The 26,044-nt window shown below is 61.8% G+C and carries 23 protein-coding genes and 1 tRNA gene; 6 read left to right on the top strand and 18 right to left on the bottom strand.

Features of this window, described 5'->3' with window-relative positions; translation table 11 throughout:
* The gene (locus tag P6U25_RS27310) at window positions 1-2,895 is read right to left on the bottom strand and encodes a S8 family serine peptidase (protein WP_407147858.1); all 2,895 of its coding nucleotides are present in this window, start codon (window positions 2,893-2,895) and stop codon (window positions 1-3) included.
* 686 nt (window positions 2,896-3,581) lie between these two features.
* On the opposite strand from P6U25_RS27310, the gene P6U25_RS27315 reads away from it, so the two are divergent.
* From P6U25_RS27315 to P6U25_RS27340, 6 genes are all read left to right on the top strand, one after another.
* Window positions 3,582-3,896, top strand: a complete 315-nt coding sequence (locus P6U25_RS27315; protein WP_407147859.1) for a hypothetical protein — start codon at window positions 3,582-3,584, stop codon at window positions 3,894-3,896.
* An 84-nt stretch (window positions 3,897-3,980) separates the two neighbouring features.
* Window positions 3,981-4,403: an IS66-like element accessory protein TnpA gene (gene tnpA, locus P6U25_RS27320; RefSeq protein WP_247280258.1), complete on the top strand. Its 423-nt coding sequence runs from the start codon at window positions 3,981-3,983 to the stop codon at window positions 4,401-4,403.
* Window positions 4,397-4,750, top strand: coding sequence for an IS66 family insertion sequence element accessory protein TnpB (gene tnpB / locus P6U25_RS27325; protein WP_011931031.1), 354 nt, complete (start codon window positions 4,397-4,399; stop codon window positions 4,748-4,750). Before tnpA ends, tnpB begins: the two co-directional genes overlap by 7 nt.
* Before the next feature lie 51 nt (window positions 4,751-4,801).
* A complete protein-coding gene (gene tnpC, locus P6U25_RS27330) occupies window positions 4,802-6,367 on the top strand; it encodes an IS66 family transposase (protein ID WP_407147860.1) in 1,566 nt (521 codons plus the stop codon).
* The gene (locus P6U25_RS27335; protein ID WP_407147861.1) at window positions 6,364-6,966 is read left to right on the top strand and encodes a plasmid pRiA4b ORF-3 family protein; all 603 of its coding nucleotides are present in this window, start codon (window positions 6,364-6,366) and stop codon (window positions 6,964-6,966) included. The genes tnpC and P6U25_RS27335 overlap by 4 nt, the downstream gene beginning before the upstream one ends.
* Before the next feature lie 225 nt (window positions 6,967-7,191).
* Window positions 7,192-7,329 (top strand): hypothetical protein, encoded by a 138-nt coding sequence (locus P6U25_RS27340; protein ID WP_407147862.1) that lies wholly within the window; start codon window positions 7,192-7,194, stop codon window positions 7,327-7,329.
* Window positions 7,330-7,472: 143 nt separating this feature from the next.
* On the opposite strand, the gene P6U25_RS27345 is transcribed toward P6U25_RS27340, so the two are convergent.
* From P6U25_RS27345 to P6U25_RS27425, 17 genes are all read right to left on the bottom strand, one after another.
* A complete protein-coding gene (locus P6U25_RS27345) occupies window positions 7,473-8,558 on the bottom strand; it encodes an IS5 family transposase (RefSeq protein ID WP_407147863.1) in 1,086 nt (361 codons plus the stop codon).
* A gap of 347 nt (window positions 8,559-8,905) precedes the next feature.
* Window positions 8,906-10,450, bottom strand: coding sequence for a DUF6538 domain-containing protein (locus tag P6U25_RS27350; RefSeq protein WP_407147864.1), 1,545 nt, complete (start codon window positions 10,448-10,450; stop codon window positions 8,906-8,908).
* Between the two features lie 350 nt (window positions 10,451-10,800).
* Window positions 10,801-10,876: transfer RNA gene (locus P6U25_RS27355), tRNA-Lys, on the bottom strand.
* Window positions 10,877-11,049: 173 nt separating this feature from the next.
* The gene (locus tag P6U25_RS27360) at window positions 11,050-11,640 is read right to left on the bottom strand and encodes a Spy/CpxP family protein refolding chaperone (protein WP_407147865.1); all 591 of its coding nucleotides are present in this window, start codon (window positions 11,638-11,640) and stop codon (window positions 11,050-11,052) included.
* A gap of 218 nt (window positions 11,641-11,858) precedes the next feature.
* Window positions 11,859-13,148: a TRAP transporter large permease gene (locus P6U25_RS27365; protein ID WP_407147866.1), complete on the bottom strand. Its 1,290-nt coding sequence runs from the start codon at window positions 13,146-13,148 to the stop codon at window positions 11,859-11,861.
* Entirely contained in the window at window positions 13,148-13,720 is a 573-nt protein-coding gene (locus P6U25_RS27370) for a TRAP transporter small permease (protein ID WP_407147867.1), read from the bottom strand. The genes P6U25_RS27365 and P6U25_RS27370 overlap by 1 nt, the downstream gene beginning before the upstream one ends.
* Before the next feature lie 290 nt (window positions 13,721-14,010).
* Complete coding sequence (locus P6U25_RS27375; protein ID WP_407147868.1) at window positions 14,011-15,015, bottom strand: TRAP transporter substrate-binding protein; 1,005 nt, start codon at window positions 15,013-15,015, stop codon at window positions 14,011-14,013.
* Window positions 15,016-16,096: 1,081 nt separating this feature from the next.
* Window positions 16,097-17,029: a copper homeostasis membrane protein CopD gene (gene copD / locus P6U25_RS27380; protein WP_407147869.1), complete on the bottom strand. Its 933-nt coding sequence runs from the start codon at window positions 17,027-17,029 to the stop codon at window positions 16,097-16,099.
* A gap of 39 nt (window positions 17,030-17,068) precedes the next feature.
* Window positions 17,069-17,428 carry a copper resistance protein CopC gene (locus P6U25_RS27385; protein ID WP_407147870.1) on the bottom strand — a complete coding sequence of 120 codons (360 nt, stop codon included), beginning with the start codon at window positions 17,426-17,428 and terminating at the stop codon, window positions 17,069-17,071.
* On the bottom strand, window positions 17,425-18,432 hold the full coding sequence (locus P6U25_RS27390; RefSeq protein ID WP_407147871.1) for a hypothetical protein: 1,008 nt from the start codon (window positions 18,430-18,432) through the stop codon (window positions 17,425-17,427). The genes P6U25_RS27385 and P6U25_RS27390 overlap by 4 nt, the downstream gene beginning before the upstream one ends.
* 57 nt (window positions 18,433-18,489) lie before the next feature.
* Window positions 18,490-18,858, bottom strand: coding sequence for a DUF2946 family protein (locus tag P6U25_RS27395; protein ID WP_407147872.1), 369 nt, complete (start codon window positions 18,856-18,858; stop codon window positions 18,490-18,492).
* An 877-nt stretch (window positions 18,859-19,735) separates the two neighbouring features.
* Window positions 19,736-19,915 carry a hypothetical protein gene (locus tag P6U25_RS27400; RefSeq protein WP_407147873.1) on the bottom strand — a complete coding sequence of 60 codons (180 nt, stop codon included), beginning with the start codon at window positions 19,913-19,915 and terminating at the stop codon, window positions 19,736-19,738.
* 248 nt (window positions 19,916-20,163) lie between these two features.
* Window positions 20,164-20,412, bottom strand: a complete 249-nt coding sequence (locus tag P6U25_RS27405; RefSeq protein WP_407147874.1) for a hypothetical protein — start codon at window positions 20,410-20,412, stop codon at window positions 20,164-20,166.
* 307 nt (window positions 20,413-20,719) lie between these two features.
* Window positions 20,720-21,679 carry a LysR family transcriptional regulator gene (locus tag P6U25_RS27410; RefSeq protein ID WP_407147875.1) on the bottom strand — a complete coding sequence of 320 codons (960 nt, stop codon included), beginning with the start codon at window positions 21,677-21,679 and terminating at the stop codon, window positions 20,720-20,722.
* A 380-nt stretch (window positions 21,680-22,059) separates the two neighbouring features.
* Window positions 22,060-23,622: a 2-isopropylmalate synthase gene (locus P6U25_RS27415; RefSeq protein WP_407147876.1), complete on the bottom strand. Its 1,563-nt coding sequence runs from the start codon at window positions 23,620-23,622 to the stop codon at window positions 22,060-22,062.
* Between the two features lie 513 nt (window positions 23,623-24,135).
* The gene (locus tag P6U25_RS27420; protein ID WP_407147877.1) at window positions 24,136-25,080 is read right to left on the bottom strand and encodes a polyphosphate kinase 2 family protein; all 945 of its coding nucleotides are present in this window, start codon (window positions 25,078-25,080) and stop codon (window positions 24,136-24,138) included.
* A complete protein-coding gene (locus tag P6U25_RS27425; protein ID WP_407152624.1) occupies window positions 25,046-26,041 on the bottom strand; it encodes a branched-chain amino acid ABC transporter permease in 996 nt (331 codons plus the stop codon). The genes P6U25_RS27420 and P6U25_RS27425 overlap by 35 nt, the downstream gene beginning before the upstream one ends.
* Window positions 26,042-26,044: the final 3 nt, after the last annotated feature.

Genomic DNA, 26,044 nt, shown 5'->3' on the forward strand with positions numbered 1-26,044 from the left:
CTAAACCCAGTTCAGTCGCTCAACCAAATCGGGCGGCATTTTCTCCGAGGCGCGCACAGCTGACAAAGCGTGGGCGAAGTTTGCGGTGAGCGTCCGCCCTGCGAAGTGCAGCCCCGTAACCGGGAAGTCGGCGACGAAACTTGAGACCATCGACCCGGAATTACCGGCGAGCGTCGTGCAATCGTGCGTGAAGACCCACGCCGCGGTATCGCTCGGCACGGTACCGACCGTCATGTCGATGCGACCCGGTGCAAGATATTTACGCCCGTAATCTAGGCCGAAGATCTCGCTAAGCCGCTTGGCAATCGCCATACTTGCCTCATGCGTAGTCGGATCCTCAATGGCAGCCATGTCGGGCTGGGCAGGATATCCGACAACGATCACGTCCTTCGTCGTCGGCTTCTTCGTGCTTTTCGACAATGGCATCCGAGACGGAAACTTTGTCTTTGCTGCATTTGAAGTCTCGACCTCAAAAATTGCGAGATCGAGGTGCGCGAAGTTGACGGCATCAGAAATCGGATCCGCGCCCGCGTAGATGAGCGATTTAATCTCGAAACGCTTCTCATCGCCTTCGCCGCGATCGTCGAAGTTGATCGTGACGTCGTCTTGGAGAATCCACTTATTCCCGACCTGATCCGCGACGGCCTCGGCGACATGGCGGTTGGTCATGATCAAACCGTCACCCACGACAAAGCCGGTGCCGACATGATCGCCATCGATGTCAATCCGACCGACGGCGCCCGCCATCTCCTTCAATTGATCGGGTTCAATGGCAAAGTCGCCCTCCCAGTCACTGCCTTTCAGCGAATTCTGATCGAAGACGCCGTCAGTGATCTTGATCGCGGGGCGCCCCTTCATCATCACGAGGGCCTCGAGATTGGCGATATCAGCACTACCTCGGATACCGGAGCCGTTGTTGTTGGCCAGGTCCAACAAGATCCTGTCAGCGTTGTCGATAAGATTGCGCCGCACGGTCGCACTTTCCGGCGATACTCCCAGCGTGGCATTAATCGAAGCGAGCACGCTCTCAGCGTGCCGCATGATCTCGGCCCGCCCGTCTTTCGTCAGATATGCTTTCGCAGCTGAGACAGAGGATTCGTTTTTGCCGCGTCGCTTGCCGAGCAATTTCAGTCGGTTCCGCGCAATTGGCAACGGGAGTTCGATGGGACGAATCAGTTCAGGCCCGGAGCGGGCGCGCAGAAGTACGCGACTCAGGACGGGCGGCGCAGAGGCCGCAACCACAGGGGAAGGCTTGGGACGAATGCGGGATTCAACTAATCCCGCTTTCTTGGGGTCTGTTCTGCGGCGCTCATCGGCAGCAAGGAATGACGCCTCTGCGCCAAATCGCGCCCAGTCGAACCCCTGATAATTTTGGCGAGTTTCGGCAAGTTTGAAGATTTCTTCGATATCGCGATCGCCCTCATCAAGACCGGCCGGAGCAGCGCCCTCGGTGGCGCCAGGCGAAAGCTGGATGTCTGACAGGGGGAGCCGGAGCAATGCGTGCGCATCAATTATGCCGGCACCATTGAGACGCCTTTGCCACCCATCCGGGGTTCGCACGGTGGCCTTAAGCGCTGCGCGGAAAAGCTCTTGAACACTGATAGAGCGCTTTTTGGCTTCCGCACGAATGTTGTCGCGAGTGAAATGCGATATCCAGGTTGCTGCAACGCCCGCGGTCAATGCCGTCGCAAATGACGTGCCCTGTCCACCTGCAACAATTCCCTTGCCGTCGTCGCCAGGCGTTCGTCGCGCGACGAAGACGTTCTCGGCGGGAGCAGAGATATCGACGCGCGAACCCCGACTGGTGCCCTTCCAGGGCTTATCGCCAATATCGGTCCCTCCTAGCGAAATCACATTACGGTCCGACGCGGGATAGACCACAAAGCCCACGCAGTTGCCCGATGCCGCCACCACGATGCAGTCGGCCGCCACAGCCTGCCTTACCGCGGCGGCAATCGACGGACTATAGATGCCGCCGAGGCTCATCGAAATCACGTCCGCTTTGATCGAGACGGCATGAAGGATTGCCCGCGCAACGGGCGCGCCGTCGAATATTTTGACATCCTCGATGCAGCGGATCGGTACTAATTGGGCCAGCGGCGCAGAACCCGTCATGGATCCCTGCGCTCGGCTCACTGCCGTGCTCGATGTCGCAGTGCCGTGTCCCGGATTCGCCGTGCCCTCACGCAGCGGATCGGTCGGATCGTTTCCGCCTTCTAGAATGTTTGCAGCCTTATCCAAAGCAAGCGAACCCGCTTCCAGTTCAGCGTGTTGCGCGACGCCCGTGTCTGGCTGCGCGACAATCACGCCCTCGCCGCGACCATTTGGCAGCGACCAGGCCTCGACGGCTCCGATCTTGTTCAAGGCCCAACGCGTGTCCGTTGGCACGGCAGCGTCGGACCAGCAGAACGCATTTGTAATGACGGATTCCGGAACGTCGTCGTGCAACAACCGAGCGTCTGGCTCGGCGTACAGCGTCGATCCGATGTCTGGTACGCAAGAAACAAGGCCAAGTTCGTCGACCAGATAAGACGCAACAGCGAACAGCCGAGGCGGCGCGATGGTTCTGCGGACACCCGGAAACTGGAGAACAACAAACTCGGGCGCCTTCGCAGCAAGCGGTTCAAGCGTAAACGATTCGGCGCCCAACAATGTGACAAGCTTAGTTTTCAGGTCGTCGAGATTAGCACCAGGTGGCAGTTCAAGCGTGAAGCGAACAATACCCGGCGGCATTCCCGCTACGGTGCCCTCCGCGGCCCCGGCGATGAGACGCAACAGTTCGAGTTCGAACCCCGAACCACCCAGATTCGAGTTTCCCATACCGATCCCCGCAAAAAAAATGCGTCGGGCCGCGCGAGGGCCCGGCAAAATGCCGTGCAGCAGGAAATTAAGCAACTATGAATTGAACACCGTCTTGTTCGCTTTGTCTAGGCTGATTGCGCTGTCATTGAACGCATGTACGGTCACGCGAAGTCTGAGCATATGCGACTAACGCCCGTCGACGGCCCAGCGGCCGAGTTTGCTCACTCTGTTTAGCTTCAGCACTTGGGATCCTCATGACACCCTCTCGATCAATGCCCTGGCCGGCCTAGGCGCCGGCCGCGAAAGCCTCCTCTACGCGACTTACGAGAATTGCATCGCGGTTGGCTAAGTAGCGCTGCCAGGCTCTCACCTCTGGCAGTGCTGTAGCGGCCGCGCGATCATAGAGGCTCCACAGTTGAGCTAAACAACGCTATACACTGGCGCATGATGAAAAAACGACAGAGGCCAGCGAGCGCAGAACCGGTCAAGACGGCGGCCGCTGCGGCGGACCGGTTCTTCCGCGCTTATTACAGACATAGCATGGCGCCCGACGAAGACACGCTGTTTGACCTGTTTAATGCACTACACAGCCTGAACGATAAACTCGGAAAATCGGCAGGGGGGAACCTTCATGGATCTGCGTCCTTTACGGTTCTGCGCAAGCTTCGCAACCTCTTCCATCATGAGCCAGAACTCCTGCATGAAGTGAGGATGATTCACGCCCGCGATATCCAGTCGTCGTTAGCGATCTTGGCTCCGTGTGCCTGGTTTCACACGATTTGGTCATTCAGTCCCTGAAGGATGAAAGAAAGCCTGAGGTCAACGAACTGGTGATGACGACCGTAAAATGGTACGGGACCGTCGCCGACATCCAGCCGAGTATCTTTAACGCTGCCGTCGACGTGTACGAAGCGATCCAACCGCTCGATCTCGAACTTCACTCGGAGGCATACGCCGCATTCCGCCACGCCTATGACGAAGAGACACTTCACGGTCACTCGCATCATGTGACTGGCGAACTCTCTTCGCTCGCTGCTGATGTCGACACTGTTCTTGAGCGGCTTCCCTTGGCTAGTTTCAGAAGTCAACCGTAAGCGTGGCGTTGAGGCCCTTGAGAATTTTTGTACTCAGTCCTGAGAGGACCGCTAGAAGAGTCATCTTCTGCAAGGGTGCTCACAATGGACGACCATTCGGACGACATAAGACGACCGTTGTCACCGCGTATCGAAGTGTACGCAGGCGCAGGTCGAAAGCGCTGGCCGGACGATTTGAAGGCACAGATTGCCGCGGAAAGCCTTGAGCCGGGGGCGATTGTCACAGATGTCGCGCGTCGCCATGGGTGCCGGCCCCAACAGGTGCACGACTGGCGGCGCCGGGCGCGTTTGGGCCAGTTGGTGCTGCCGGCTTCGGCGGACACGCTGTCGTTCGTGCCGGTGGTATCGGAATCGGCGCTACCGGCGGCCGCAGAGCCCACCGGGTCGCCGGAAGCAGCCGTTGTGACGGTTGAACTCCAGGGGGCACGCGTGGAGGTGCGAGGGACGCCTGGCCTTGCTGTGTTGAGTGATGTGTTCTTGGCGCTTCGACGGACACGTTCATGCTGACGCCGCCCGCGAGCCTCATGATTTACGTGGCGACGCAACCTGTGGACTTCAGAAAAGGTGCGGAGGGCTTGGCGCTGTTGGCGAAGGAGACGCTGGGCCATGACCCGATGAAGGGCGTGGCGGTGGTGTTCCGTGCGAAGCGCGCCGATCGGGTGAAGATTGTCGTCTGGGATGGCAGCGGCCTTGTGATGTATTGGAAGCGGCTCGATGGCAGCGGCTTCAAATGGCCTCCCATCGTGGCCGGCGTGATGCGGATGAATGCCGCCCAGCTGTCCGCGCTTCTGGCCGGCATGGATTGGACGCGGATGCACGCGCCTCGAATCCCGCAGCCGAAAGCACTTGCGTAGGACATAAAATCTTCGCTGCATCGGGGCGCGAAGCATGGCAGACTTGGGCCAATGAGTGATTTGCCTGATGAGCTGCCGAGCGATCCAGCCGAGCTGCGTGTCTTTGCCGCGGCTCTGCTGGATCGCTGCGCCAGGCTCGAGCGGTTGCTCAAGCTTGCGAAGGATGCGCAGTTCGGTCGATCGTCGGAAAAGCTGGACGCTGATCAGCTGCAGCTTGTTCTGGAGGACATCGAAGAGGCCGTCGCGGCTCTCGAAGCAGCTGAGGATCGCGCCAATCCCAGAGCCCGCGAGAAGAGAACTGCCAAGCGCAGAGCCAACCGTGGTCAGCTTCCGGAGCATTTGCCACGCATTGTCGAAACGCTGATGCCGGCTGCAACCTGCTGCCCGTGCTGCAAAGGCGATCTCGTTGAGATTGGTCACGATGAGAGCCAGAGGCTCGACGTCGTTCCGGTGCAATACAGGGTGATCGTCACCCGCCGGCCCAAGCTGGCTTGCCGCGCCTGTCATGGCGTCGTCCTCCAGCACGCTGCGCCCGAGCGATTGATCAAGGGGGGACTGCCCACCGAGCGTCTCGTCGCGCATGTAATTGACGCCAAGTATCATTGGCATTTGCCGCTCTATCGTCAGGCGCAGATGCTGGCGACCCACGAAATAGCGCTGGACCGTTCCACGCTCGCCTTCTGGGTCGGCTACGCCGCCCAGGAATTGAAGCCCTTGTGGCATCGTCTGCGCCAGCTTCTGCTCGCCTCTTCGAAGCTCTGTGTCGATGAGACCCCGGCGCCGGTGCTGGATCCAGGGCGCGGCAGGACCAAAACCGGCTACTTCTGGGCGCTGTCACGCGATGACAGGCCCTGGGCCGGACCTGACCCACCTGGCGTGGTTTACGCCTATGCACCGGGCCGTGGGGCCGTTCATGGCTTGAGGCTGCTCGAGGGCTATCGCGGCATCATCCACTGCGACGGCTATCAGGCTTACAAGACCATGACCCGAGAGACGCGTGCGGACGCCTTGTCCGGAACGCTCGCCTTCTGCTGGTCGCATCTGAGGCGCCAGTTTGTGAAGATCGAGCGCGAGGCTGCTCCGGCGCCAGCTCCGGTTGCCCGCGAGGCTCTTGAGCGCATCGCCCAACTTTACGCGGTCGAGAAAGCGCTCCGCGGCCGATCGGATGCCGAGCGCCGTGCTGGCAGGCAGGCGCATGCCCGACCTCTGGCTACAGCCTTGAAGCAGTGGTTTGAGGCCAAGCTTGATCACCTTGCACAAAAGAGCGACACGGCGAAGGCCTTGCGTTACGCGTTGCGTCATTGGGACGGCCTGACGCTCTACCTTGATGACGGGCGCATCGAGATGGACACGAATGCTGTCGAGCGTGCGATGCGGCCGATCAAGCTCAACGCCAAGAACTCCCTTTTTGCCGGTTGCGACGAGGGCGCCGAGAATTGGGCAGTTCTGGCTTCGTTAATCGAGACCTGTAAGCTCAATGGCGTCAGCGCCGAGCACTGGCTCGCTGATGTTCTCGCGAAGCTCGTCAATGGTTGGCCTGCGGCGCGACTGGACGAACTGCTCCCTTGGGCGTCGATCTACACGATGCATGCACACGATCCGAGGCTGGCGGCATGAGCCTGAACACGACCGCGGTCCGGATCAAGGTGACCCTCAAGGATGTGAAACCGGAGGTGATGCGATGCCTTGTCGTGCCGCTCACGCTGCGCCTTGATCGGCTGCATCTGACGCTTCAGGCGGCGTTTGGCTGGACGAACAGCCATCTCTTCGAGTTCCTGGCCGGCGAAGGACGTTGGGGTATCCCTGATCCCGATGGAGATTTTGGCCCTCAGCCCATCGATGCCCGCAAGACGCGGCTCTCTAATATCGTTCAGGAGACCGGCGCGAAGACGATCCATTATCTCTACGACCTCGGCGACAGCTGGGATCACGTGATCAAGCTTGAAAAGTGGTTCGACAACACGACAACGGAGGGACTTCCGTTCTTGCTCGAGGCCGCCGGCCGTTGTCCTCCGGAAGATGTCGGCGGTGCGCCAGGCTATGCTGAATACCTCGACGCCATCAGCGACCCCACCCATCCGGAGCACGAACATATGCGCCTCTGGGGCCCGGAGCAGTTCGATCCCAACGTCGTCGACCGGAAGGCGCTTGAGGCCGCTGTCAATGCGTTGTCCGACATATGGAAGCCGCGCCGGCGCACCACGCGCTCAAAATAGACGTCAAGCGCCAATCAAATGGGCCTCAGAGCTACGCTTACAGTCAACCTGAGTGAAACAGCCGTCCTTAGCGGCGCCAAGGGTCTAAGATTGAAGAGCATTCTTAGATTTTTTAACGACCACCAAGATACGATCTGCAACAGCACATTTCCTGGCGTCGCGCTTGGCTTGCTAGATGACCACAGGGCTGCGCGTGTTTCACCGCTAATATTGCGGGGACTAGGAGTGAATTCTGTTGAACAAATCGTCGCAGACGGCGGACCTCTTGGTTTTCTTTCTGATTCCGGCGACCGGCAAGTGGCTGCCTACGCTCTTCTTGCAAACATTCCGGCTATTCTGACCACGGATCGCAAGACGTTTTGAAAGCATCGAAATGTTCTAACGGTCTGCTGAAGAACGTTGAGGTGAGGAGTTTTCTTGTTCTCGCCAGTCGTTTGGAGGGGTGGCGCGGTGGGGTCGGATATAATTTGCTAGGCTGAGGTTGGCCGCTCCCTGACGAGAGGCGGCTAAGCGGCAAGCAGTTTGGGAATGCGGATCAGATTATAGGCGATCAGATTGAGCAGGAAGTCGGCGGCAACGCGAGCGATGCCGCGATGTTTGGTCTTGCGCATGGTGCCATGCTGCTTGCCCCATCCGAAGATGCACTCGACCATCGCGCGGCGCGATTGCGACATGCCATATCCCGGATGCCGCGTGGTTCGTTCGTCGATGGCGCTGTTGCGGGTCTTGCCGGTTTTGGTGACGGCCTGGTTCTGTGTCACATGCGGCGTCACACCGATGGCGCGAAGATTGGCGACGTGATCGGCGGTATCGTACGCCTTGTCTTCTCCGGCCGTGATGCGGCGGCCTGCGGCTTTGCGTTTCGCCTTCAGCATGGTCTCCGAAGCCCGGCGTTCGGCGGTGCCATTGGCGTGCGTGACCTTGCCGGCCACCGCCAGCCCATGCCGGTTCTCCATGGTGGCGTGGCCCATATAGCAAAGCTTGGCCTCCCGTCCGGCCGCCTTGCGATACAGCCTGCTGTCCGGGTCGCTGGTACTCGCATGGGTGTCGTTCTTGCGCTTCTGGCCGTGGAAGTTGGCGCCATTGTCATCGTCACCGCTGCCGTCCTTGGGACGAAAGCTCTTCTGTGAAGCCCAGGCTTCGATCAGCGTTCCATCCACCGAGAAGTGCTCGTCCGACAGCAGCGGCTTGACCTGCGGATGGTTCAGAAGCCTGGTCATGAACTTCGTGAACACATCGCCGTTCTGCAGCCGCTCCCGGTTCTTGGTGAAGGTGGTCGGGTCCCAGACCGGATCGTCCGGCGACAGTCCCACGAACCAGCGATACAAAAGATTGTAGTCCAGTTGCTCCATCAACTGGCGTTCCGAGCGGACGCCGTAGAACACCTGCAGCAGCAGGGCGCTCAGCAATTGCTCCGGAGGGATCGAGGGGCGTCCCTCGCTGGCGTAGAGCCTCCCAAGGCTGCGGTTCAAATCACTCAAAACATCCCGGACAAGTTCCCGGACCTTCCGCAGCGGGTGGTTCGCCGGCACACGCTTATCCGGCGCGATGTACGAAAACAGGCCACCCTGATCCATAAACCTGCCGCGCATGATCCTCTCCGCCGATTCGAGATGATAAAGTGAATCATCAAGCTCCCTCCGTGACGAGGGGGTTCTTCAGCAGACTGCTAAAGGATCTCGGCGTGGAGGTGGTTCGCCCGAGTGAATTGCTCGACAAATATGAACCTTACTGGGAAGCTCTGTCTCGAGAGTCGGCACGCCGCCAAGACGAGGCTAATCGCCGGAAGACCGAGCGAGCATAGATCCGCAAAACGACGGCAGTAGGGTTGCAAGAGCGACGCCAGCGGTTTCCTCAAGGCTAAGCGAGAACAGAGAGCTTCGCGCCAACGGAGGATGCCCGCAGGACCGCTTACGTTGCTTGCTCGCGGCCCTTACGATCACGCTGCTTTTCGTTTCTTGGCGACCGCGCTCTTTGCGCGGTTCGGGAGCGGCGCGCCGACCTCGTAGCGCGGCAGTTTCCGGATTTCACGCTGCGCAGTTTGAGGCCAGAGATCACCGTAGGCGCGCGCCTCGTTGGCGGGCGCGTGTCCCTGGATGATGTTCTGAATGCGCTCATCCATCCCCGCGTCCATCGCAGCGCTGGAGAAACGATGTCGCCAGCCGTGATTGGGCTGAACCCCCTCCGGAATGCCAAGGTCGCGAATCCATTCCGCCAGCCGCTCGCCGACTTTTTGCCAATGCGGGTTGGCATCGGAGCCGCCGCGGCTGCGAGCAGGGTCGTAAAAAAGCGGCTGGCTGCCGCGCGACGCCACGTAGTCCCAAAGCCCCTGCTCAAGCAGGTGATCGTGGATCGGCACGATCCGATACTCGATGGTCTTCGTATTCTCCGCCCTGATGCGAAACACCTTGATGCCGGCCAGAGTGCGAACGTCGTCAGGAAGCAGCGAGGTGATCTCGTTGACGCGCGCGCCGGTGTAGGCGCAGATCCATGGAATCCATCGGCGCGCGGCTGCCATCTCCCGGCTCATCTTGGCCGGCGATTTGACAAGCGTCGCCTTGAGAATGGTCGTGGCTTCGGCGAAGGTAAATCCCTTCTCGCGGGTGCGCGCCTTCTTCTTGACGCGCACTTTGATGCTGGTCGCCGGGTTGCTCTTGATCCAGTCCTGGCCGAGCGCGTATTCGAGGGTCGCTTTCGCTGCGGCGATATAGCCGTCCCGGACGCTGCGCGAACTCAGCCCTTGCGCCAAGAGGTCGTTCTTCCAGTCGATCATTTTGGTCCGCGTCACAGCCGACAGATCATCGCGGCCGACATGGACGACAAGGCGATCGATGATCGGTCCCCATTTCTTCACGGTCCGCGCACCGAGTTCGGCTTCCTTGGCGTAGGCCTTGAACGCCGCGACGATCGAGGTGACCTGAGGTTTGGCGCCGCTTTGCCATTCAGGAAACCGCGCCGCCTGGGGATCCGGCGAATAGTCGCCATTGGCGTTGCGCAGCAGATGGTCCTCGGCCTGGGTACTGGCCTTGGCGATGGCAAGCGCGACGCGGTCAAAGCTGTCGCTGTCGAGCACCAGACCCTGGCGGGTCAGGAAGGTGCGCACCTGCGCGCGATGGAGCGGCCAGGATTTTGGCGCACGCCGAACCTCCAGCTCGCCCTGTTGCCATTGCCGCTCCCAGCGCCGCGCCGGTCCGGGGTTCTCCTCATGGCGCGCCACCATCTTGCGGTAGAACTCGCCTGCGAGCGCGACGGCCTCCTTCTGGCTCAGCGATCGCACGCCCTCCTTGAGGCCGCTCCAGCGCCGCCGCACCTCGGCGGCCTTGAGCGCGTGGCGGATCTTGGCCTCGTCTGGATCGCGTGTCCTGAGCGAGCACTTTTCCTCGCGCTTGTTGACGATCGGCCGCAGCTTGAGCGGCACGGCCATGCGAAACCAGAAAATGCCGGTGACGGGATGCGGCCAGGGGCGCGCCATAATCAGGACCATGCGTTGTACCAACCTTTTGTACCAACGGCCGGTAACGAAAGCCCTTATTTTCCCGAAGGATTCAAATAATCAGGCACTTAGGAGGATGCTTGGCGGAGAGGGAGGGATTCGTCCCCCGCTAGCAAGATCCGCTGGACCGGTGAACACGCGGTCGAAGGCCTTCTCGTGCGGCGGTGGCCACGTCGAACTAGGAGCAAATGTAAACGTCGCAGCAGGCCGAGCGAGCCCCCTGCGAGGTCCTCAATCACATTGTCGAGAGGCTTTTTTCTGAAGCCTAGAATACACCGTTTGAAAAACCGTTTTAGTTCGGCCTTCTCAAACGGTTTCTCTCGCTAAGGTCTTGATTTGTATGGTGGGCGCACCAGGGCTCGAACCTGGGACCCGCTGATTAAGAGTCAGCTGCTCTACCAACTGAGCTATGCGCCCGGAACTTGTCCGGAAGTGACCCTCGCAAGAGAGCCGCCGTTTAGCAAAGCGAACCCGGGATGTCCAGCAAGCCGGAGCGAGTTTTCCCGACTTTTGGCAATTTGCTTCGGCCGGCCAAAGCCGCCGGAATCCGGCGGCTTTTCCGTGGCTTGGCGCGGACGCCGCGACCGTGATCAGAGCCGGCCCGACTGTTCCTGATCCGGACCATCGTCGTGGTCAGAGCGGTCATGGTCATAGCCGCGGCCGCCGTGTTCCCAGCGGTCCATGCCACGCTCGAAGCGGTGGCGGCGCCAGCCCTCGGCGCCGAACCCATGCCCTTCCATGTGGGTGAGCATGGTCAGCCGCCGCTTCTGGTTGTCGTCGAGCGTCTTGTAGAGCGGATCGGCGGCATCGGCGATCTTCTTCAGCGACGTCGCGGTCGCCGACATGTTGTCGGCGCGCTCGCGCAGGCGTGCCACCGGATTATCCGGCGCCTGCGCCGAACCGGCATCGTTCTTGTCCGCGGTCATCCGCGCATTGGCGCGATCGATCCGCATCTTAGCGAAATCGCGCACCGCGGCCTCGACCGGCGGCCACAGCTTCTCCTGATCGGCGTTGAGCTTCAGCCCGGCGTGGACGGCGGCGATGCGCGCGTCGAGAAAGGCCGCGCGGTCCTCGGGGCTCATCCGCATCTGACCATGAAACCATGGACGATGCTGGGCATAGACCACGGTCGAACCGGCAATCGTGAGCGCCGCGACGCCGGCGAGCAGAGCTTTCTTCATGCGAACCTCCTTTGAAGGTTGCCTGAGGATGGTGCGCCCCGCCTGCGCCTTCAACTTACGGATTGGTCAGAGAGACCTCTGTTACCAAGATGTAATCCGCTTTGTTGCCCGCCAGAAATAGAGAGCTACGCTAATCCACGTTTTGGTTTCGGTCTGCGCCCGAAGTTGTCGGAAAGCCGCGATACGCCTCGCGCTCACGCGGCCCTCCGGCGTGCGGATCAGGGGCCGATCATTCCCAGCAATCGCGGCAGCCACAGCGATATCTCGGGCACATAGGTGATAAGACCGAGGAACACCAGCATCGCGCACAACCACGGCAGCACCGAGACCGTGATCTCGCTGATGCCCATCTTGGCGATACTGCTCGCGATGTAGAGATTGAGCCCGACCGGCGGGTGGCACAATCCGACCTCGGTGTTGACGATCATCAGGATGCCCAAATGCACCGGATTGACGCCAAGCTTGGTCGCCAGCGGATACAGGATCGGCGCCATGATCAGGAGGATCGACGACGGATCCATCACGTTGCCGGCGAGCAGCAGGATGACGTTGACCACCAGCAGGAACATCCACACCGAGAAGTTCTTGTCGATGATCCAGGCCGCCATCTCCTGCGGAATCTGCTCGTGCGTCATCAGGAACGAGAACAGCACCGCGTTGGTGATGATGTAGAGCAGCATCGAGCTCATGCTCGCGGACTGCAGCAGCACCTTCGGCACCTCGGAGAGCTTGAGCTCCTTGTAGACGAACACCGTGATGAAGAAGGCGTAGGTCGCAGCCACCGCGGCCGCCTCGGTCGGCGTGAAGATGCCGCCATAGATGCCGCCGAGCACGATCACGATCAGCAGCAGCCCCCAGATGCTCTCGCGGAACGCCTTGAACTGCTGGGCGAACGTCGCCCGCGGCATCTTCGGATAGCCGTTGCGCTGTGCGACGAAGAACGTCACGCCGGCCAGCATCAGCGCGAGCAGGATGCCCGGCACGATGCCGGCCATGAACAGCGCGCCGATCGAGGTGTTGGTGGAGACACCGTACAGCACCAGGATGATCGAAGGCGGCACCAGGATGCCGAGCGCGCCCGAGGTCGAGATCACGCCGACGCCGAAACGACGCGGATAGCCGTGATCGACCATCGCCGGCATCATGATCGAACCGATCGCAACCACCGTGGCGACGCTCGAGCCCGAGATCGCTGCGAACATCGCGCAGGCCGCGACGCCGGCAAGCCCCAATCCGCCCGGCAAATGGCCGACCAGCGAAGTCGTGAACGCGATCATGCGCCGCGCGACGCCGCCGCGGGTCAGGAAGGTGCCGGCGAGGATGAAGAACGGGATCGCCATGATGCCGAAATTGTCGAGGCCCGAAAACAGCTTCAGGCCGACGCTCTCGATCGGCACCTCCGTCATCGTGAACAAGAAGGTGAGCACGGTCAGGCCGAGCGAAATCGAGATCGGCATGCCCGTCAGCATCAGGGCAAACAGCAGTCCGAAGATCAGTGCGGCGCTCATCACGCTTCTCCAAGCGCGATCGGCGCGTTCTTGCTGGTCTCCACGCCCTCGACATGCGAGGCGTCATGGTGCGGCAGGTCGCCGGTCCACCAGTAGGTCCAGCACACCTGCAGGAAGCGGAAGCACATCAGGTAGGAGCCGAGCGGAATGCAGGCGTAGACGATCCAGCTCGGGATTTCCATATCCGGCGAAACCTGGTCGGTGTGCATCAGCTCGATGACGAACTTGGCGCCCATCGTGCCGACGATCGCGGTGAACAGCGCGCCGCCGAGCAGCCCGAAGGTGATGGTGCGCTTGCGCCAGTAGTCGTTGAGGCGGTTGATCAGCACGTCGACGCCGACATGGATGCCGGTGCGCACGCCATAGGCGGCGCCGAACTTCGCCATCCAGATGAACATGTAGATGCAGAGTTCCTGCGACCAGGCGAGATTGATACCGAACAGGTATGGATAGAGGAACGGCACGTCCACCAGGAAGCGGTGCAGGACGGTGACGAAGGTGAGGATCGTTGCGGCGCCCATCAGGCTCGCGATGATGATTTCCTCAAGCCTGTCGAGAATTTTCAGCAGCATTGATCTCCCCAGTCATGGCCGGACACGGCAACCGGCCACGCCCTCATGCCGCGGCCTGATCCGGCCGCGGCGCTCATTAGATTTGCGAGAGGGTTCTCGACTGAGAGGCCCATCCGCGAACTCGTTGCACCTCTCCCGCTTGCGGGGGAGGTCGTATCGCATCGAAGATGCGATACGGGTGGGGGCTCTCTCCAACGGAATGACGCGCGGAGATAGCCCCCACCCCAACCCTCCCCCGCAAGCGGGAGAGGGAGCGCACCGCCTTCCTGGCGGCTATTAGGCGATTCGCCTTAGTTCATCGGGCCGCGGCCCGTTTCCTTCAGGAACTCATCGATCAAGGGCTGGCCGACGCGCGAGGCGACTTCCTTGTAGACCGGCAGCATCGCCTTGCGCATCGCCTCGTTCTGCTCCGGCGTCAGGCTGATGATCTCGGTCTTACCGGCCTTCTTGATCGCTTCCAGCGCGTCGTCGTTTTCCTTGGCGGACTGGCTGTTACCGAACTCGGTCGCCTCCTTCATCGCCTTGGACAGCTCGTCGCGAATGTCGGCCGGCAGGCCGTCCCAGAACTTCTTGTTCACGATCACGACGTAGCCGATATAGCCGTGGTTGGTTTCGGTGGCGTACTTCTGCACCTCATGCATCTTCTGGGTGTAGATGTTCGACCAGGTGTTCTCCTGACCGTCGACCACGCCGGTCTGCAGCGCCTGGTAGACGTCCGAGAACGCCATCACCTGCGGAATCGCGCCGAGCGAGCGGAACTGGGCTTCCAACACCTTCGACGATTGAATGCGGAACTTGAGGCCCTTGTAGTCGGCGGGCGCGACGAGCTTCTTGTTCGCGCTCATCTGCTTGAAGCCGTTGTCCCAGTAAGCGAGGCCGGTCATGCCCTTGGAATCCAGCTTCTTGAGCAACTGTGCGCCGAGCGGGCCGTCGGTCACCTTCCGCAGCGCCTTCAGGTCAGGCAGGATGTAGGGCAGATCGAACACCTCGAATTCCTTGATGCCGATCGGGCCGAACTTCGAGTTCGACGGCGCCAGCATCTGCACGGCGCCGAGCTGCAGCGCCTCGAGCTCTTCCTTGTCCTTGTAAAGCGTCGAGTTCGGGTAGACCTCGACCTTCACCTTGCCGTTGGTGTACTTCTCGGCGAGTTCCTTGAACTTGTCCGCCGCCTTGCCCTTCGGCGTGTCCGAGGCGACCACGTGGCTGAACTTGATGATGATCGGCGATTGGGCCGACGCCGGCCCCACAAAAGTCAGTGCCGCGATCGAAACCGCAGCCAAAATCAGTTTACGCATGTATCCTCCCGCGTAATTGCGGGGCACGAACCGCCGGCCCCCGAGACATCCGGCCGCACCATTACAGAGAAGCCGCGGCGAATGCCATTGCCCCTTTAGCAGGGTCTGATTTGCACGATTGCTGCACCGCAAAATCGCACAGTGGTATCCACGTCTGCGCATTGCCCCGAGCGAACGACGGCGTGACGCGCGATCCGCTGTGCCCGGCGGAAGCGCGGCGGTCAATGAGAGGTTCGGAAATGGCGGGTTCGCGCGGCACGAACGCTGGTGTGCATATCGATCGCTCCGCCGTCATCCCCCGCGCATGCGGGGGATCCAGTACGCCGCGGCCTCTCGGATCAATCACTGCTGCCTCTGGAATACTGGATCGCCCGCCTTCGCGGGCGATGACAGTCGTTGAGATATGGCGTTGCATTCTCGCGACATGTTTTGTCCGAGCTTTGCTTCTTCGTTCCGCCCTCTCGTGAAGAGAGGGCGCAGGGAAAGCCGGGTGCCGATCGCACCCATGGGCCCGGTGCAATAAAAGTAGCACCGGGGGTAGGACCACAGGTGTAACCGGAGCAATCCCGGCTTTCCCTGCGCGATGGGTTACGGCTTATACGTGCTCGCCCCGGCGAGACTGGGCTTGGTTGTCACCGCTGTTGCAACACGCAATTGCGTCTTGCAACAGGACACCTGCCACTAGGGCGTCAGGCCTGCACGACTTCGCCGTCCGCCTTGCATATGCTCGTCAGTCACACGCGCGGCGTCCACCGCATCCCGACCCAGCACTCGTGACGATCGCGAAGCGCCCCTCAAGCGGGTGAGACGGGCGCATTAGACTGCTGAGTTGGGTCAATCGCAAAGCGGGAAATTGCCCGTCGGGTTACTTTGTCGCATCTCGCGACGCCATCCCCGTTACCCTGAGAGGTTGTGAATTTGCGCAGACTGCCATTGCGCATTCGCGCGACCCGTTGGCTCGCAATGACAACGATGACGCCATGTGCGCCAGCCAGAAGCGGCAGTCCTGCGCTGACCGCTTCGGACGAGCAATGGACTTCGAAATCTCCGCGGCGAGAAGGAGGGCTTCGACGGGTGCCGGTTACCAAGAGGTCGTAACGTCGACCAGGTGGGTGGCCGGATGCAAAGTTCCGAGCAGCGCGACGATGACGAGGATGCCCAGTCCGAGCGCTGTCTCAATTGCGCTGTTACGGATCAGCCGATGGAGCGCAGCAGCCGATTGCTCCTTTCCGGTCGAGGCGAGTTGTGGGGTCAAGCGAAAGCGGTTGGCAGCGGCGAAGGCGAGCATCACCGCGAACATCGCAATTTTGAGCATCAGCAGGCGTCCATATTCGGTCGCGACAAGCCCGTAGAACGAGCCGACCAGAATGACACCGTTGACAATGCCAGTGAACAGAATGATGGCCACGCAAATCATCCCCATTGTCGAAAACCGCTCGATGGCATGGCGGACGACCGACACGTCTTCGCGTATCCGGCTCGTCGCCAGCAATGTGATCAGTGACACCAGACCGCCGATCCAGGCTGCCGCAGCTACGGTGTGCAGCGCGTCTGCGGTGAGATGCAGATAGCCGGCTGCGCCAACACTCGCGCCGGCATGGCCGGTCCAGGCAAGACTGCCGGCAAGCCCGGTGGCCGCCAAGAGCCCGAGCCATCGGGAGGCTGCCGTACGGTGATGGACGAGGCACACGGCCAGGAAGATCGCCAGACCCGCGCGAATGATCGCCACCCGACCGAACTGGGTCTCGTTGATGACCGTCGACAGCGTGTCGGTAGACAGTGCTTCGTTGAACGGTAGCCCGCTCATCGAGGACGCCTGTAGCAACAGCCACGTCAGGCCGGAGATCACCGCCACGGCAAGGCCGGTCCATGTGGCCCGCCCCGCTCGCTTCCGGAACGAGATCGCCGCCGTCGCGCGGTGCTGCAAGACGAGTGTGGCGATCAGCACCTCGAAGATGACGCTTCCGACCGTGACCGCGGTCGCCGCGAAGTGCACGGCGCGCGTCGCGACCATCGGCACTCCTGCTGCGGACCAATCCATCGCAGCAGTGCTCTATGGTCCTACCTGGAAGGTGAAGCTCCCATCAGTCTTGTGGGTATCCGCGGACAATACGTGCCAATTGACGTGGTAGGTCCCGGCACCGCCACCCTTCAGTGAGACGGACATCTGAGTGCCGCTGACGCGCGCCCTTCCGCCATCGACGCGCTGTCCGGAAGGACCGGTCACCGTTAGCGAACTGAATGCCGGTTCGAGCTTCTGGGTGAAGTAGAGCGTCACTTGGCGCGGCGGGCTCGCCACCTTGTTGCCGACGCGCGGTTCGGCATGATCGAGAAAGGCATGGGCCTCTGCCTTGCCGGCCGAAAACGACAGCAGCAGCGCGACGATCGAGATCAACGATGAGAGTCGCATCATCGATTCCTCGCAAAAGGACTGGCGGGCTGTATCGCTCCGCCAAAGATTGGCCTGCCGATTCCGTGGGGGTCGATATCGTCCAGATAGAGGTGGAGCTGAGCGATCACGCCGACGCGGGTCCCGCTTTGCCTGTTGACCGGGACAAGCGCCTCGACACCGAGCTGATAGGTGTTGCCGACCCAGAGGACGCCGGGGTTGATGGTGCCGGTTGTCACCGTCCCCGATGTCAGCGTGTTCGCGACCGGCGTCTGCATCGTGGCTTCCACCAGAGGGATCAGGTGATTCAAGAAATCCGGCAGCCCGAGATCGACGACCGCAGATTTCAGGTAGGGCATGCTGTACTGGATCGTTCCGCCCCAGCTCAGCACCTGCGGATGAAACTCGGTGTCGGCAGTCGCTTCACCGGTATCGGGATCGACCCCGAGGCTCGTGGTGGAATGCCGGCCAGGAATGGCATAGCCCACCTGTCCGGTGACTGCGACCGGGCGCAGCCATGACAGGGTATCGGGCAGGTCACCGAAACCTTTGCCGAAAAAGACGGTCGGCGTGTAAGTGTTGAACGGATCGGCTCCGACGCTATCGGAGCCGGTGCCGCCCCACTCGATGCTCAAGCCGACCGACATCACGAATTCATGGGCCGGGTCCTTGAAGACCCGATACTTGAAAGTCGTCTCGAGGTTCTGGAATCCATGCGCACCCATCCCGGTCGGGCCGCCCGGCGGGCTGAAGACACTGTAGGTCGAGCCGATCGAGATCGCGAACGCCTCGGTGATGCGCTTGGAAAATTCGCCAGAGAAGTCCCGCTCTCGAAATGACGGATCGTCGCCGGTGTTGAAACCCGCCACCGTCGGCAATGAAAGCTCGTCATTCACACCGGGGTCGTCGATGCCGAGCGTCGCCGGAAAGAAGCGGTTGCCGACGATCTCGTGGGCTGTGCTTCCGGAAAGGGGAACGAGGGCGATGACGAGCCCCGGTAAGGCTGCACGCGCCTGACGGATGAGCATGGAAATCTCCGCGAGCGTTGATGTGTAACGCTGTCAGCGGCCGGTGGCCGTGCGACTTTACGACAAAAATGGCGGAGCTCGCGCCTGGGCCTCAGAAGCAGTTCTCGAACCGAACAGACCCGGCGCCCGATCCTGCCAGGCCATCTGGCTCATCTGGCGATCTACCACGATCGTGGCTGATGCCTGGCGCGCGTCGATCAAGGCTCCAGTCTGCAGCGAGCTGCAGGCGACACAGCAGTCATGGACATGCTGGCCGGTCTGATCTTGCCCAGGTTCTTGTGCTGCACTCCCGTGGCAGATGACTGCGCCTGCAAGCGGATCGGAGGCCGCAACACTCACCGCCCGGCATGCGCTGATCGGCGCGAAGATCTGCACCAGCAGGGCAAGCAGGACTATGGGCAAGAGATTTCTCAGCCGTCGGCGCATCGGTCTCTCCTACGGCGAGCCTATCGCAAGGCAGACCCTCCGTCGAGCCAAACGATCCGGCAGTATCAGGCAAGGCAAGTGGAGCAAGCCGCGCAGATCTGCTGCAGGTGCGAGGGTCATCGAATGGTACGCATCGGCCCGCTTCACATCGCGAAGTGTCACCGCTGGATTCTCACAACAGCGATGCGCGCTGCTTGGCCCAGCCCAATCGAAGTGTGGTGGCTTCGCTTGAGGCAGTGCCTGCCGAGGGGGCTCGGCGGGCACTGGAAGCATCACATGGTGTGATGACGCCTATGGCTTTTACGGGAGCTCATCCTTGAGCCACCTTTCAACTTCGTGTCGTTGGCGGTTGCGCCGGGGTTGGCGTATCTGGGGCTGCTGCTTGCGCCTTGGCCGCTCGCGGATGCTGGTGAGTTTCCACCGCCGCCGCCTCCACTGCCCGCGCCTCCGCCTTGTGCGGCGGCAGCAACAATCGATCCGAGGATAAACGCAGTAGCCAAAGCGACTTTCGCGAATCTCATCTGGGTATTCCTCCTGTTGAGACCCACTGCCAACCGCTGGTGCTGGCAGTCGTTCCTGGGAGGGTCGACGCGCGGCGACGCGTCCGCGAAATATCGTCGGTGATCTCGCTTGAATATGTTGCGAGAGCCGCGCTGAGCCCGGCGCAAAATCATCGCCGTAGCCAGGCGGTGTGCCCTCGTGCAGCGGATGATTGCGTCGACCTCAGGTAGCGGCCCCTCTCATGTGGGTGCACAAGCAGCGTATAGTGACGCGCGGCTTTGCCGGCCCCGCGACACCCCACGTGAGTGAAGGCACCTGACGAACCCACGACAGGCGAATGCTTGGAATCCGCCGGTCCGCTGCACTGCGAACGGATCTACGCAGCCGCGTCAACGCTTGCGATCACGGTCCGCATATCGGTTGCCAGCTCGCGATAGCGTGCGCCCAGCCGCAAATATAGCTCCCGTTTGCCCCCGTCCATCGCCCGGTTAGCGATCAGCTCGCATTCGGCAGCAAGGGTCTCAAATCGTTCCAATTTTGCTTGGAGAGCGGGCATGGCGGGGTCCCTGAACTGTTACTGAGGGGACAACCATCGTACTCACTTCATTACGTCTTCGGCAACATTGTTATGGACTAGAACTAATTAGTCGATCGCGCCACTCGCCGATGACTTTCGCCCGCGAACGGGATTGATGGATCTGGGTGAAGTGGAACTCCCCTGCCCGGTCCGCAACAAACTCGGCAAAGGAAGGGCCCCGCCTCGGCGGGGCCCTTGTTGCCGGATTGGCCGGAGCAGAGGACGTATTAGTCCTCGTCCTCCCAATGATGACGCCGGATCACGAACCCGCGGTCGTAGTCACGGTCATGGTGGTACCAGCCATGATGCCAACCGCGATCATATTCGTAGAACCGCGCATGAGGGCGATCAAAGCGATCAGCGTAATAGCCACGGTCGCCGCCGATATAGACACCAACGCCGCCCGCATTAGCGATGGTCGGAGCACCGATTACGAGAGTCGCTAGCGCCGCGAAAGCGTAAGTGAGGCTCTTCATCTGTCCCTCCTTTCACCGTCTGTCAGCGAGGCAACGGTCGTCATCCGCAGACGTTGCAGGAACTTGATAGAAACTTTCCTGAATAGCTGTTCAGGTTCGGCTTTGAAGCCGCCGCGCGAAGTTGCGACAAGGTTGGCAGCACGCGCCAGAGAGCGATTCTGAAAAATGGAAACCGTATTTCCTTCGCGAGACCCCAGGGCGCATTTGCGGGGTCGACACCGTCACCAACCTAGTCAGGGGTAACGGGCTGCAGAGCCCGGCAGACAACGTCGTATCTGCGCTTCGCTCCCGCAGCCATGCGCCGCCTTCACGAGGTCTCCGCTGCGCGCAAATGATCGAGCATCAGGCGGCTGGTCGCAGACAGATGCGCGGCGTCGCGGACGACAATCTTCAGCTCGCGCCGGCCCCACGCATCGCGCAGTGGAATCGCCCGAAGACCCATGCCGGCGCCGACAACATGGAAGGCGCGATCGGGGATCAGCCCAAGCCCCATATTCGCTTGCACCATGCGGCAGACCGCATCGAAGCCCGGCACGTTGATGCGCAGCCGCATCGCCTTGCCGGCCTGGGTCGCGGCATATTGCGAGCGTAGATAGATCGAGCTCGCGGTATGCAGACCGATGTGATCGTAGTCGAGCGTGTCGGTGAACGAGAGGCTTCCGTAGCCGGCGAGCGGATGGTCCAATCGCATCACCACGACCAGATTGTCATAGCGGTAATGAAAAGCTTCGAGCCCGCGGCTGTCCGCCTCCGCTGAGCAAATGCCGATCTCGGCTGCGCCCTCCTCGATGCCGCGCACCACCTGCCCGCTCGGCCGCTCCTGCAGATCGACGCGCAACAGTCCGTACCCACCGAAGAAGGCGGAGAGATCCTCGGGCAGGTACTGCACGATCGCCGACAAGTTGGCGAGCATGCGGACGTGCCCGCGCACCCCTTGCGCATATTCCGACAGCTCGACCGCAATCTTCTCGACATTGAGCAGCGTGACGCGGGCATGATGCAACAGCGCCTCGCCGGCCGGCGTCAGTGCCATGCCCTTGGCGAGACGCCTGAACAGCGTGACGCCGAAGGCGAGCTCGAAATCGTTCATGCGCTTCGACACCGCCGATGCCGCGATGCCCTCGCGCTGCGCAGCGCGGGTCAGGTTCTGCTCGTCGCAGATCGCGATGAAGAGGCGCAGCGTGGTGAGGTCGACCCGGCGCGTGAGCGCGGTCTCCGCCGGGGTCGGGCTGCGCGGAAGGTCTGACACGACGGGGGAGATCAGCATGGGCGGCGTCCTGGGAAAGACGCAGGGTAGCGCTGGAGTTGGCGCGGAAGATTCCAAACCGGCGCGGGTTAGGACGGATTGTTGGGATAGGATTCCAGAAATGATCTAATAGCGCTGTTCCCATCCCAATCGCACGGGCCATGGCCGTCGTGTGAGAAGCGACGCAGCGAAGCAAATCCATGCATCAGCGAGCGGTAAGATGGATTACTTCCGCCTTTGCCAAGGCTTCGGCGGACAAGTTGCTTCGCTCGCAATGACAAAACGTAGTGCGTGCGGGCGGCGACGGCACGGCTGCGCCCAACCCGCCCTACGTACGAGCTCGAACAAAAACGCGGCGCCGAAGCGCCGCGTTTCGAATGTTGTGTCGATCAGATGTGCCGTCAGCTCGCAGCGGCCGCCGCCGGAACGTCGCGCTGGCGCTTCATCACGATCTTGTTCAGCGCGCCGAGATAGGCCTTGGCCGAGGCAACCAGCGTATCCGGATCGGCAGCGCGCGCGGTCATCGAGCGGCCCTCATGCGCCAGCCGCACCGAGACTTCGGCCTGGGCGTCGGTGCCTTCGGTCACCGCGTGCACCTGGTACAGCTCGAGCTTGGCGTCGTGCGGCACCAGGCGCTTGATGCAGTTGAACACGGCGTCGACCGGGCCGTTGCCTTCGGCCTCCTCGATTCTGGTCTGGCCGTCGACGTCGAGCTTCATGGTGGCGCGCTGCGGGCCATGGGTACCGGCGATCACCGTCAGCGAGGTCAGCTTGATGCGGTCGTGCGCGGCGGCGATCTCCTCGTCCAGCAGCGCCTCGATGTCCTCGTCGTAGATGTCCTTCTTGCGGTCGGCGAGCGCCTTCATCCGCGTGAAGGCATCCTCGAGCTGGTTGGGGCCGAGCTTGTAGCCCATCTCCTCCAGCTTGTGCACGAAGGCATGGCGGCCGGAATGCTTGCCGAGCACCAGCGAGGACTGCTTCAGGCCGACCATCTCCGGCCGCATGATCTCGTAGGTCGAGGCATCCTTCAGCACGCCGTCCTGATGGATGCCGCTCTCATGAGCGAAGGCGTTACGGCCGACGATCGCCTTGTTGTACTGGACGGGGAACGAGGTCGCGGCCGACACCAGCTTGGACGCGCGGGTGAGCTGCGTGGTGTCGATCTTGTTCCAGTACGGAAACTTGTCGTTCCGTACGTTGATCGCCATCACGATCTCTTCCAGCGCGGCGTTGCCCGCGCGTTCGCCGATGCCGTTGACGGTGCACTCGACCTGGCGCGCGCCACCGACGATGCCGGCCAGCGAATTCGCGACGGCCATGCCGAGGTCGTTGTGGCAATGAACCGAGAACACTGCCTTGTCGGAGTTCGGCACGCGCTCGATCAGCGTCTTCATGAAGTGGGTGTACTCCTCCGGCACGGTGTAGCCGACGGTATCGGGGATGTTCACCGTGGTGGCGCCGGCCTTGATCACGGCTTCGACGATGCGGCAGAGGAAATCCATCTCGCTGCGGGTGCCGTCCTCGGCCGACCATTCGACGTCGTCGATCTGGTTGCGGGCGCGCGCCACCATGGCGACGGAGGTCTCGATCACCTGCTCCGGGGTCTTGTTCAGCTTGACCCGCATATGCAGCGGCGAGGTGGCGATCACGGTGTGGACGCGGCCGCGCTTGGCGAACTTGACCGCTTCGGCGCAACGGTCGATGTCAGCCGGATGGGCGCGCGACAGCCCGGCGATGACGGCATTCTTGGAGCGGCGGGCGATCTCGCTGACCGCCTGGAAATCGCCTTCCGAGGTGATCGGGAAGCCGGCTTCGATGACATCGACGCCCATGTCGTCCAGCAGCTCGGCAACCTCGAGCTTCTCCTCGAAGGTCATGGTGGCGCCGGGGCACTGCTCGCCGTCACGCAAGGTGGTGTCAAAAATGATGACGCGGTCCTTCTCGGACTTGTTCACGGTGGCCATGTCAGAAATTCCTTTAAGCTTGTGCGCCCGTCATGTTGCTGGGGCGTGTCAGGGTCCGGTGATCTCGTACAAACCCCTGAGTGCCCAGGCGCAGACGCCCAGCCGGCCCTCAGGGGCAGGTAAGAAGAAGGCCGCCAATAAGCAGGGTGGGCAGCGCGGCCGGGATCGCGGCGGTACGGGCGGCGAACGCCACCTCCCCCGAAATCCCATCAATTTGGCCGCGAATCAGCATAGCCAGACCCTTTGGAGCGCCAGATCCTCGGCCAAAACCGTTGACAGTCGGTTGCCGGGCAGCGCCGTGCGGCTGTTTCTAGACGATTATGGCAAGCGGCCGCAATGGGGAAAGATGGTCAGGCGGACTGACCTAATGGACGCGCGGGGTAAGCCACCACACGTCAGGGACGCACCGGTGGTAGGGTTCCCTCCCCCCTTGCGGGGGAGGGAGCCCGACTGACGTGCTCACCTCACGCAAGCAGCGGCCTGCGTTCCAACCTCCGTTCGAGCAAACAGCGACTACTTCTTCGCAACCGGCTTCGCCCTCTCCGCACCACCCTTGCCTTCCGCCTCCAGCGCCTCGCGGACGCGCTTGAATTCGCTTCGGTCGGCCTTGTCGACTTCCGGGAATTTCAGATCGAGCCGGTCGAGCGCGGCGACGATGGTCGAGCCGATCACGACGCGGGCGAACCATTTGTGGTCGGCGGGCACGATGTGCCACGGCGCATCCTTGCTCGCGGTGTGGTGGATCATGTCCTGGTAGGCCGCCTGATATCTCGCCCACAGCGCGCGCTCGGCGATGTCGGCCATCGAGAACTTCCAGTTCTTGGCCGGCTCCTCGAGCCGGGCAAGGAAGCGCTGGCGCTGCTCCTCCCTGGAGACGTTCAGGAAGAACTTCAGGATCACCGTGCCGTTGCGCGACAGATAGCGCTCGATCGCGGAAATATCCTCAAAGCGCTCGCGCCAGATGCGCTTGGTCACCAGCCGCTTCGGGATCTTCTGCTTGCCGAGCACCTCCGGGTGCACGCGCACCACCAGGCATTCCTCGTAGTAGGAGCGATTGAAGATGCCGATGCGGCCGCGCTCCGGCAGCGCGACCATTGCGCGCCACATGAAGTCGTGATCGAGCTCCTTGGTCGAGGGCTGCTTGAAGGACGACACCTCGCAGCCCTGTGGATTGACGCCCTCAAACACGCTCTTGATCGCGGAGTCCTTGCCGGCGGCGTCCATGCCCTGGAAGATCAAGAGCAGCGACCAGCGGTCCTGCGCATAGAGCTTCTCCTGAAAGTCGCTGAGCCGCTTGCGATTGGCCTCGATGATCTTGCCGCCGGCGTCCTTGTCGATGCCGCCCCTGTCGGCGGTCGGATACGACTTCAGGTGGAATTGGCCCGCACCGTCGAACCGGAACGGTGCGACATAGGGCTTCAATTCATCGGCGAGCGACGCGGACGGTTTCTTGCTCATGAGCTCTCGGTGGCTTGCGGGGCGACTTGATCCAGTCGATCACGCTACCAAGAATGCCCTTGGGCAGGAAGATGATGAACAGCACCAGCAGCACGCCGTAGACGAGATTGTCCCAGCCCACCGCGTTCGCTCCGAAACTGATGCGCAACACTTCCGCGAGCAGAATGGTGATGATAGCGCCGACCGTCGGCCCGAGCGCGACATAGACGCCGCCGACGATCGCGGCGAACACCATCTGCAGCGAGACGGCGATGCCGCTGACCGTGTCGGGCGAGATGAACATCTGATACTGGCAATACAGCGCGCCCGAGAGCGCGGTCATCAGCGCGCTGATCAGCGTGATCTTGAGCTTCTCGGCCGTAACGTTGACGCCGGCCGCGGCGGCCGCGTCCTCGTCCTCCGAGATCGCCTCCATGGCGTGACGGCTCATGCTGCGGTCGATCCGGTGCCAGATCACGATGCCGGCGAGCCAGACCGCGAGCGCGATCAGGTACCAGGTCGTCTTGTCGTCGAATTGCAGCGCAAGCAATCCCTTGCCGCTCGGGGCGCGCTGCGGCGTGTAGCCGAGCGAGCCGCCGGTATAGTCGCGGGTTGCGGTGATCACCTGCAGCACGATGCCGGCCAGCGCCAGGGTCACCAGCACGAAATAATGGCCGGTGATGCGGAAACGGAAGCAGGGATAGGCGACGACCAGCGCGAGCACGCCCGCCGCCAGCATGCTGAGCGGAATGCCGATCCAGGGCGACAGCCCGAAATTATTCCACAGCAGCGCCGTGACATAGGCGCCGGTCCCCATGAAGCCGCCGTGGCCGAGCGACACCAGGCCGAACCGGCCCATGATCGACCACGACGTGTAGGCGAACGACCAGATCAGGATCAGCACCAGGATGTGCAGGTGATAGGGATCGCTGTGCACGAAAGGCACCGCCACCAGCACGGCAAGCGCGACGATCCACGCCATGAT

Origin of the sequence: Bradyrhizobium sp. ORS 86 (assembly GCF_045571475.1) — a bacterium.
Taxonomy (GTDB): domain Bacteria; phylum Pseudomonadota; class Alphaproteobacteria; order Rhizobiales; family Xanthobacteraceae; genus Bradyrhizobium.

What these genes read in the sequence shown, in the direction of transcription:
- tnpA (WP_247280258.1), top strand. Translation starts at nt 3,981, where the DNA reads ATGGACGACCATTCGGACGACATAAGACGACCGTTGTCACCGCGTATC.
- tnpB (WP_011931031.1), top strand. Translation starts at nt 4,397, where the DNA reads ATGCTGACGCCGCCCGCGAGCCTCATGATTTACGTGGCGACGCAACCT.
- tnpC (WP_407147860.1), top strand. Translation starts at nt 4,802, where the DNA reads ATGAGTGATTTGCCTGATGAGCTGCCGAGCGATCCAGCCGAGCTGCGT.
- P6U25_RS27335 (WP_407147861.1), top strand. Translation starts at nt 6,364, where the DNA reads ATGAGCCTGAACACGACCGCGGTCCGGATCAAGGTGACCCTCAAGGAT.
- P6U25_RS27345 (WP_407147863.1), bottom strand. Translation starts at nt 8,558, where the DNA reads ATGCGCGGCAGGTTTATGGATCAGGGTGGCCTGTTTTCGTACATCGCG.
- P6U25_RS27350 (WP_407147864.1), bottom strand. Translation starts at nt 10,450, where the DNA reads ATGGTCCTGATTATGGCGCGCCCCTGGCCGCATCCCGTCACCGGCATT.
- P6U25_RS27360 (WP_407147865.1), bottom strand. Translation starts at nt 11,640, where the DNA reads ATGAAGAAAGCTCTGCTCGCCGGCGTCGCGGCGCTCACGATTGCCGGT.
- P6U25_RS27365 (WP_407147866.1), bottom strand. Translation starts at nt 13,148, where the DNA reads ATGAGCGCCGCACTGATCTTCGGACTGCTGTTTGCCCTGATGCTGACG.
- P6U25_RS27370 (WP_407147867.1), bottom strand. Translation starts at nt 13,720, where the DNA reads ATGCTGCTGAAAATTCTCGACAGGCTTGAGGAAATCATCATCGCGAGC.
- P6U25_RS27375 (WP_407147868.1), bottom strand. Translation starts at nt 15,015, where the DNA reads ATGCGTAAACTGATTTTGGCTGCGGTTTCGATCGCGGCACTGACTTTT.
- copD (WP_407147869.1), bottom strand. Translation starts at nt 17,029, where the DNA reads ATGGTCGCGACGCGCGCCGTGCACTTCGCGGCGACCGCGGTCACGGTC.
- P6U25_RS27385 (WP_407147870.1), bottom strand. Translation starts at nt 17,428, where the DNA reads ATGATGCGACTCTCATCGTTGATCTCGATCGTCGCGCTGCTGCTGTCG.
- P6U25_RS27390 (WP_407147871.1), bottom strand. Translation starts at nt 18,432, where the DNA reads ATGCTCATCCGTCAGGCGCGTGCAGCCTTACCGGGGCTCGTCATCGCC.
- P6U25_RS27395 (WP_407147872.1), bottom strand. Translation starts at nt 18,858, where the DNA reads ATGCGCCGACGGCTGAGAAATCTCTTGCCCATAGTCCTGCTTGCCCTG.
- P6U25_RS27400 (WP_407147873.1), bottom strand. Translation starts at nt 19,915, where the DNA reads ATGCCCGCTCTCCAAGCAAAATTGGAACGATTTGAGACCCTTGCTGCC.
- P6U25_RS27405 (WP_407147874.1), bottom strand. Translation starts at nt 20,412, where the DNA reads ATGAAGAGCCTCACTTACGCTTTCGCGGCGCTAGCGACTCTCGTAATC.
- P6U25_RS27410 (WP_407147875.1), bottom strand. Translation starts at nt 21,679, where the DNA reads ATGCTGATCTCCCCCGTCGTGTCAGACCTTCCGCGCAGCCCGACCCCG.
- P6U25_RS27415 (WP_407147876.1), bottom strand. Translation starts at nt 23,622, where the DNA reads ATGGCCACCGTGAACAAGTCCGAGAAGGACCGCGTCATCATTTTTGAC.
- P6U25_RS27420 (WP_407147877.1), bottom strand. Translation starts at nt 25,080, where the DNA reads ATGAGCAAGAAACCGTCCGCGTCGCTCGCCGATGAATTGAAGCCCTAT.
- P6U25_RS27425 (WP_407152624.1), bottom strand. Translation starts at nt 26,041, where the DNA reads ATGGCGTGGATCGTCGCGCTTGCCGTGCTGGTGGCGGTGCCTTTCGTG.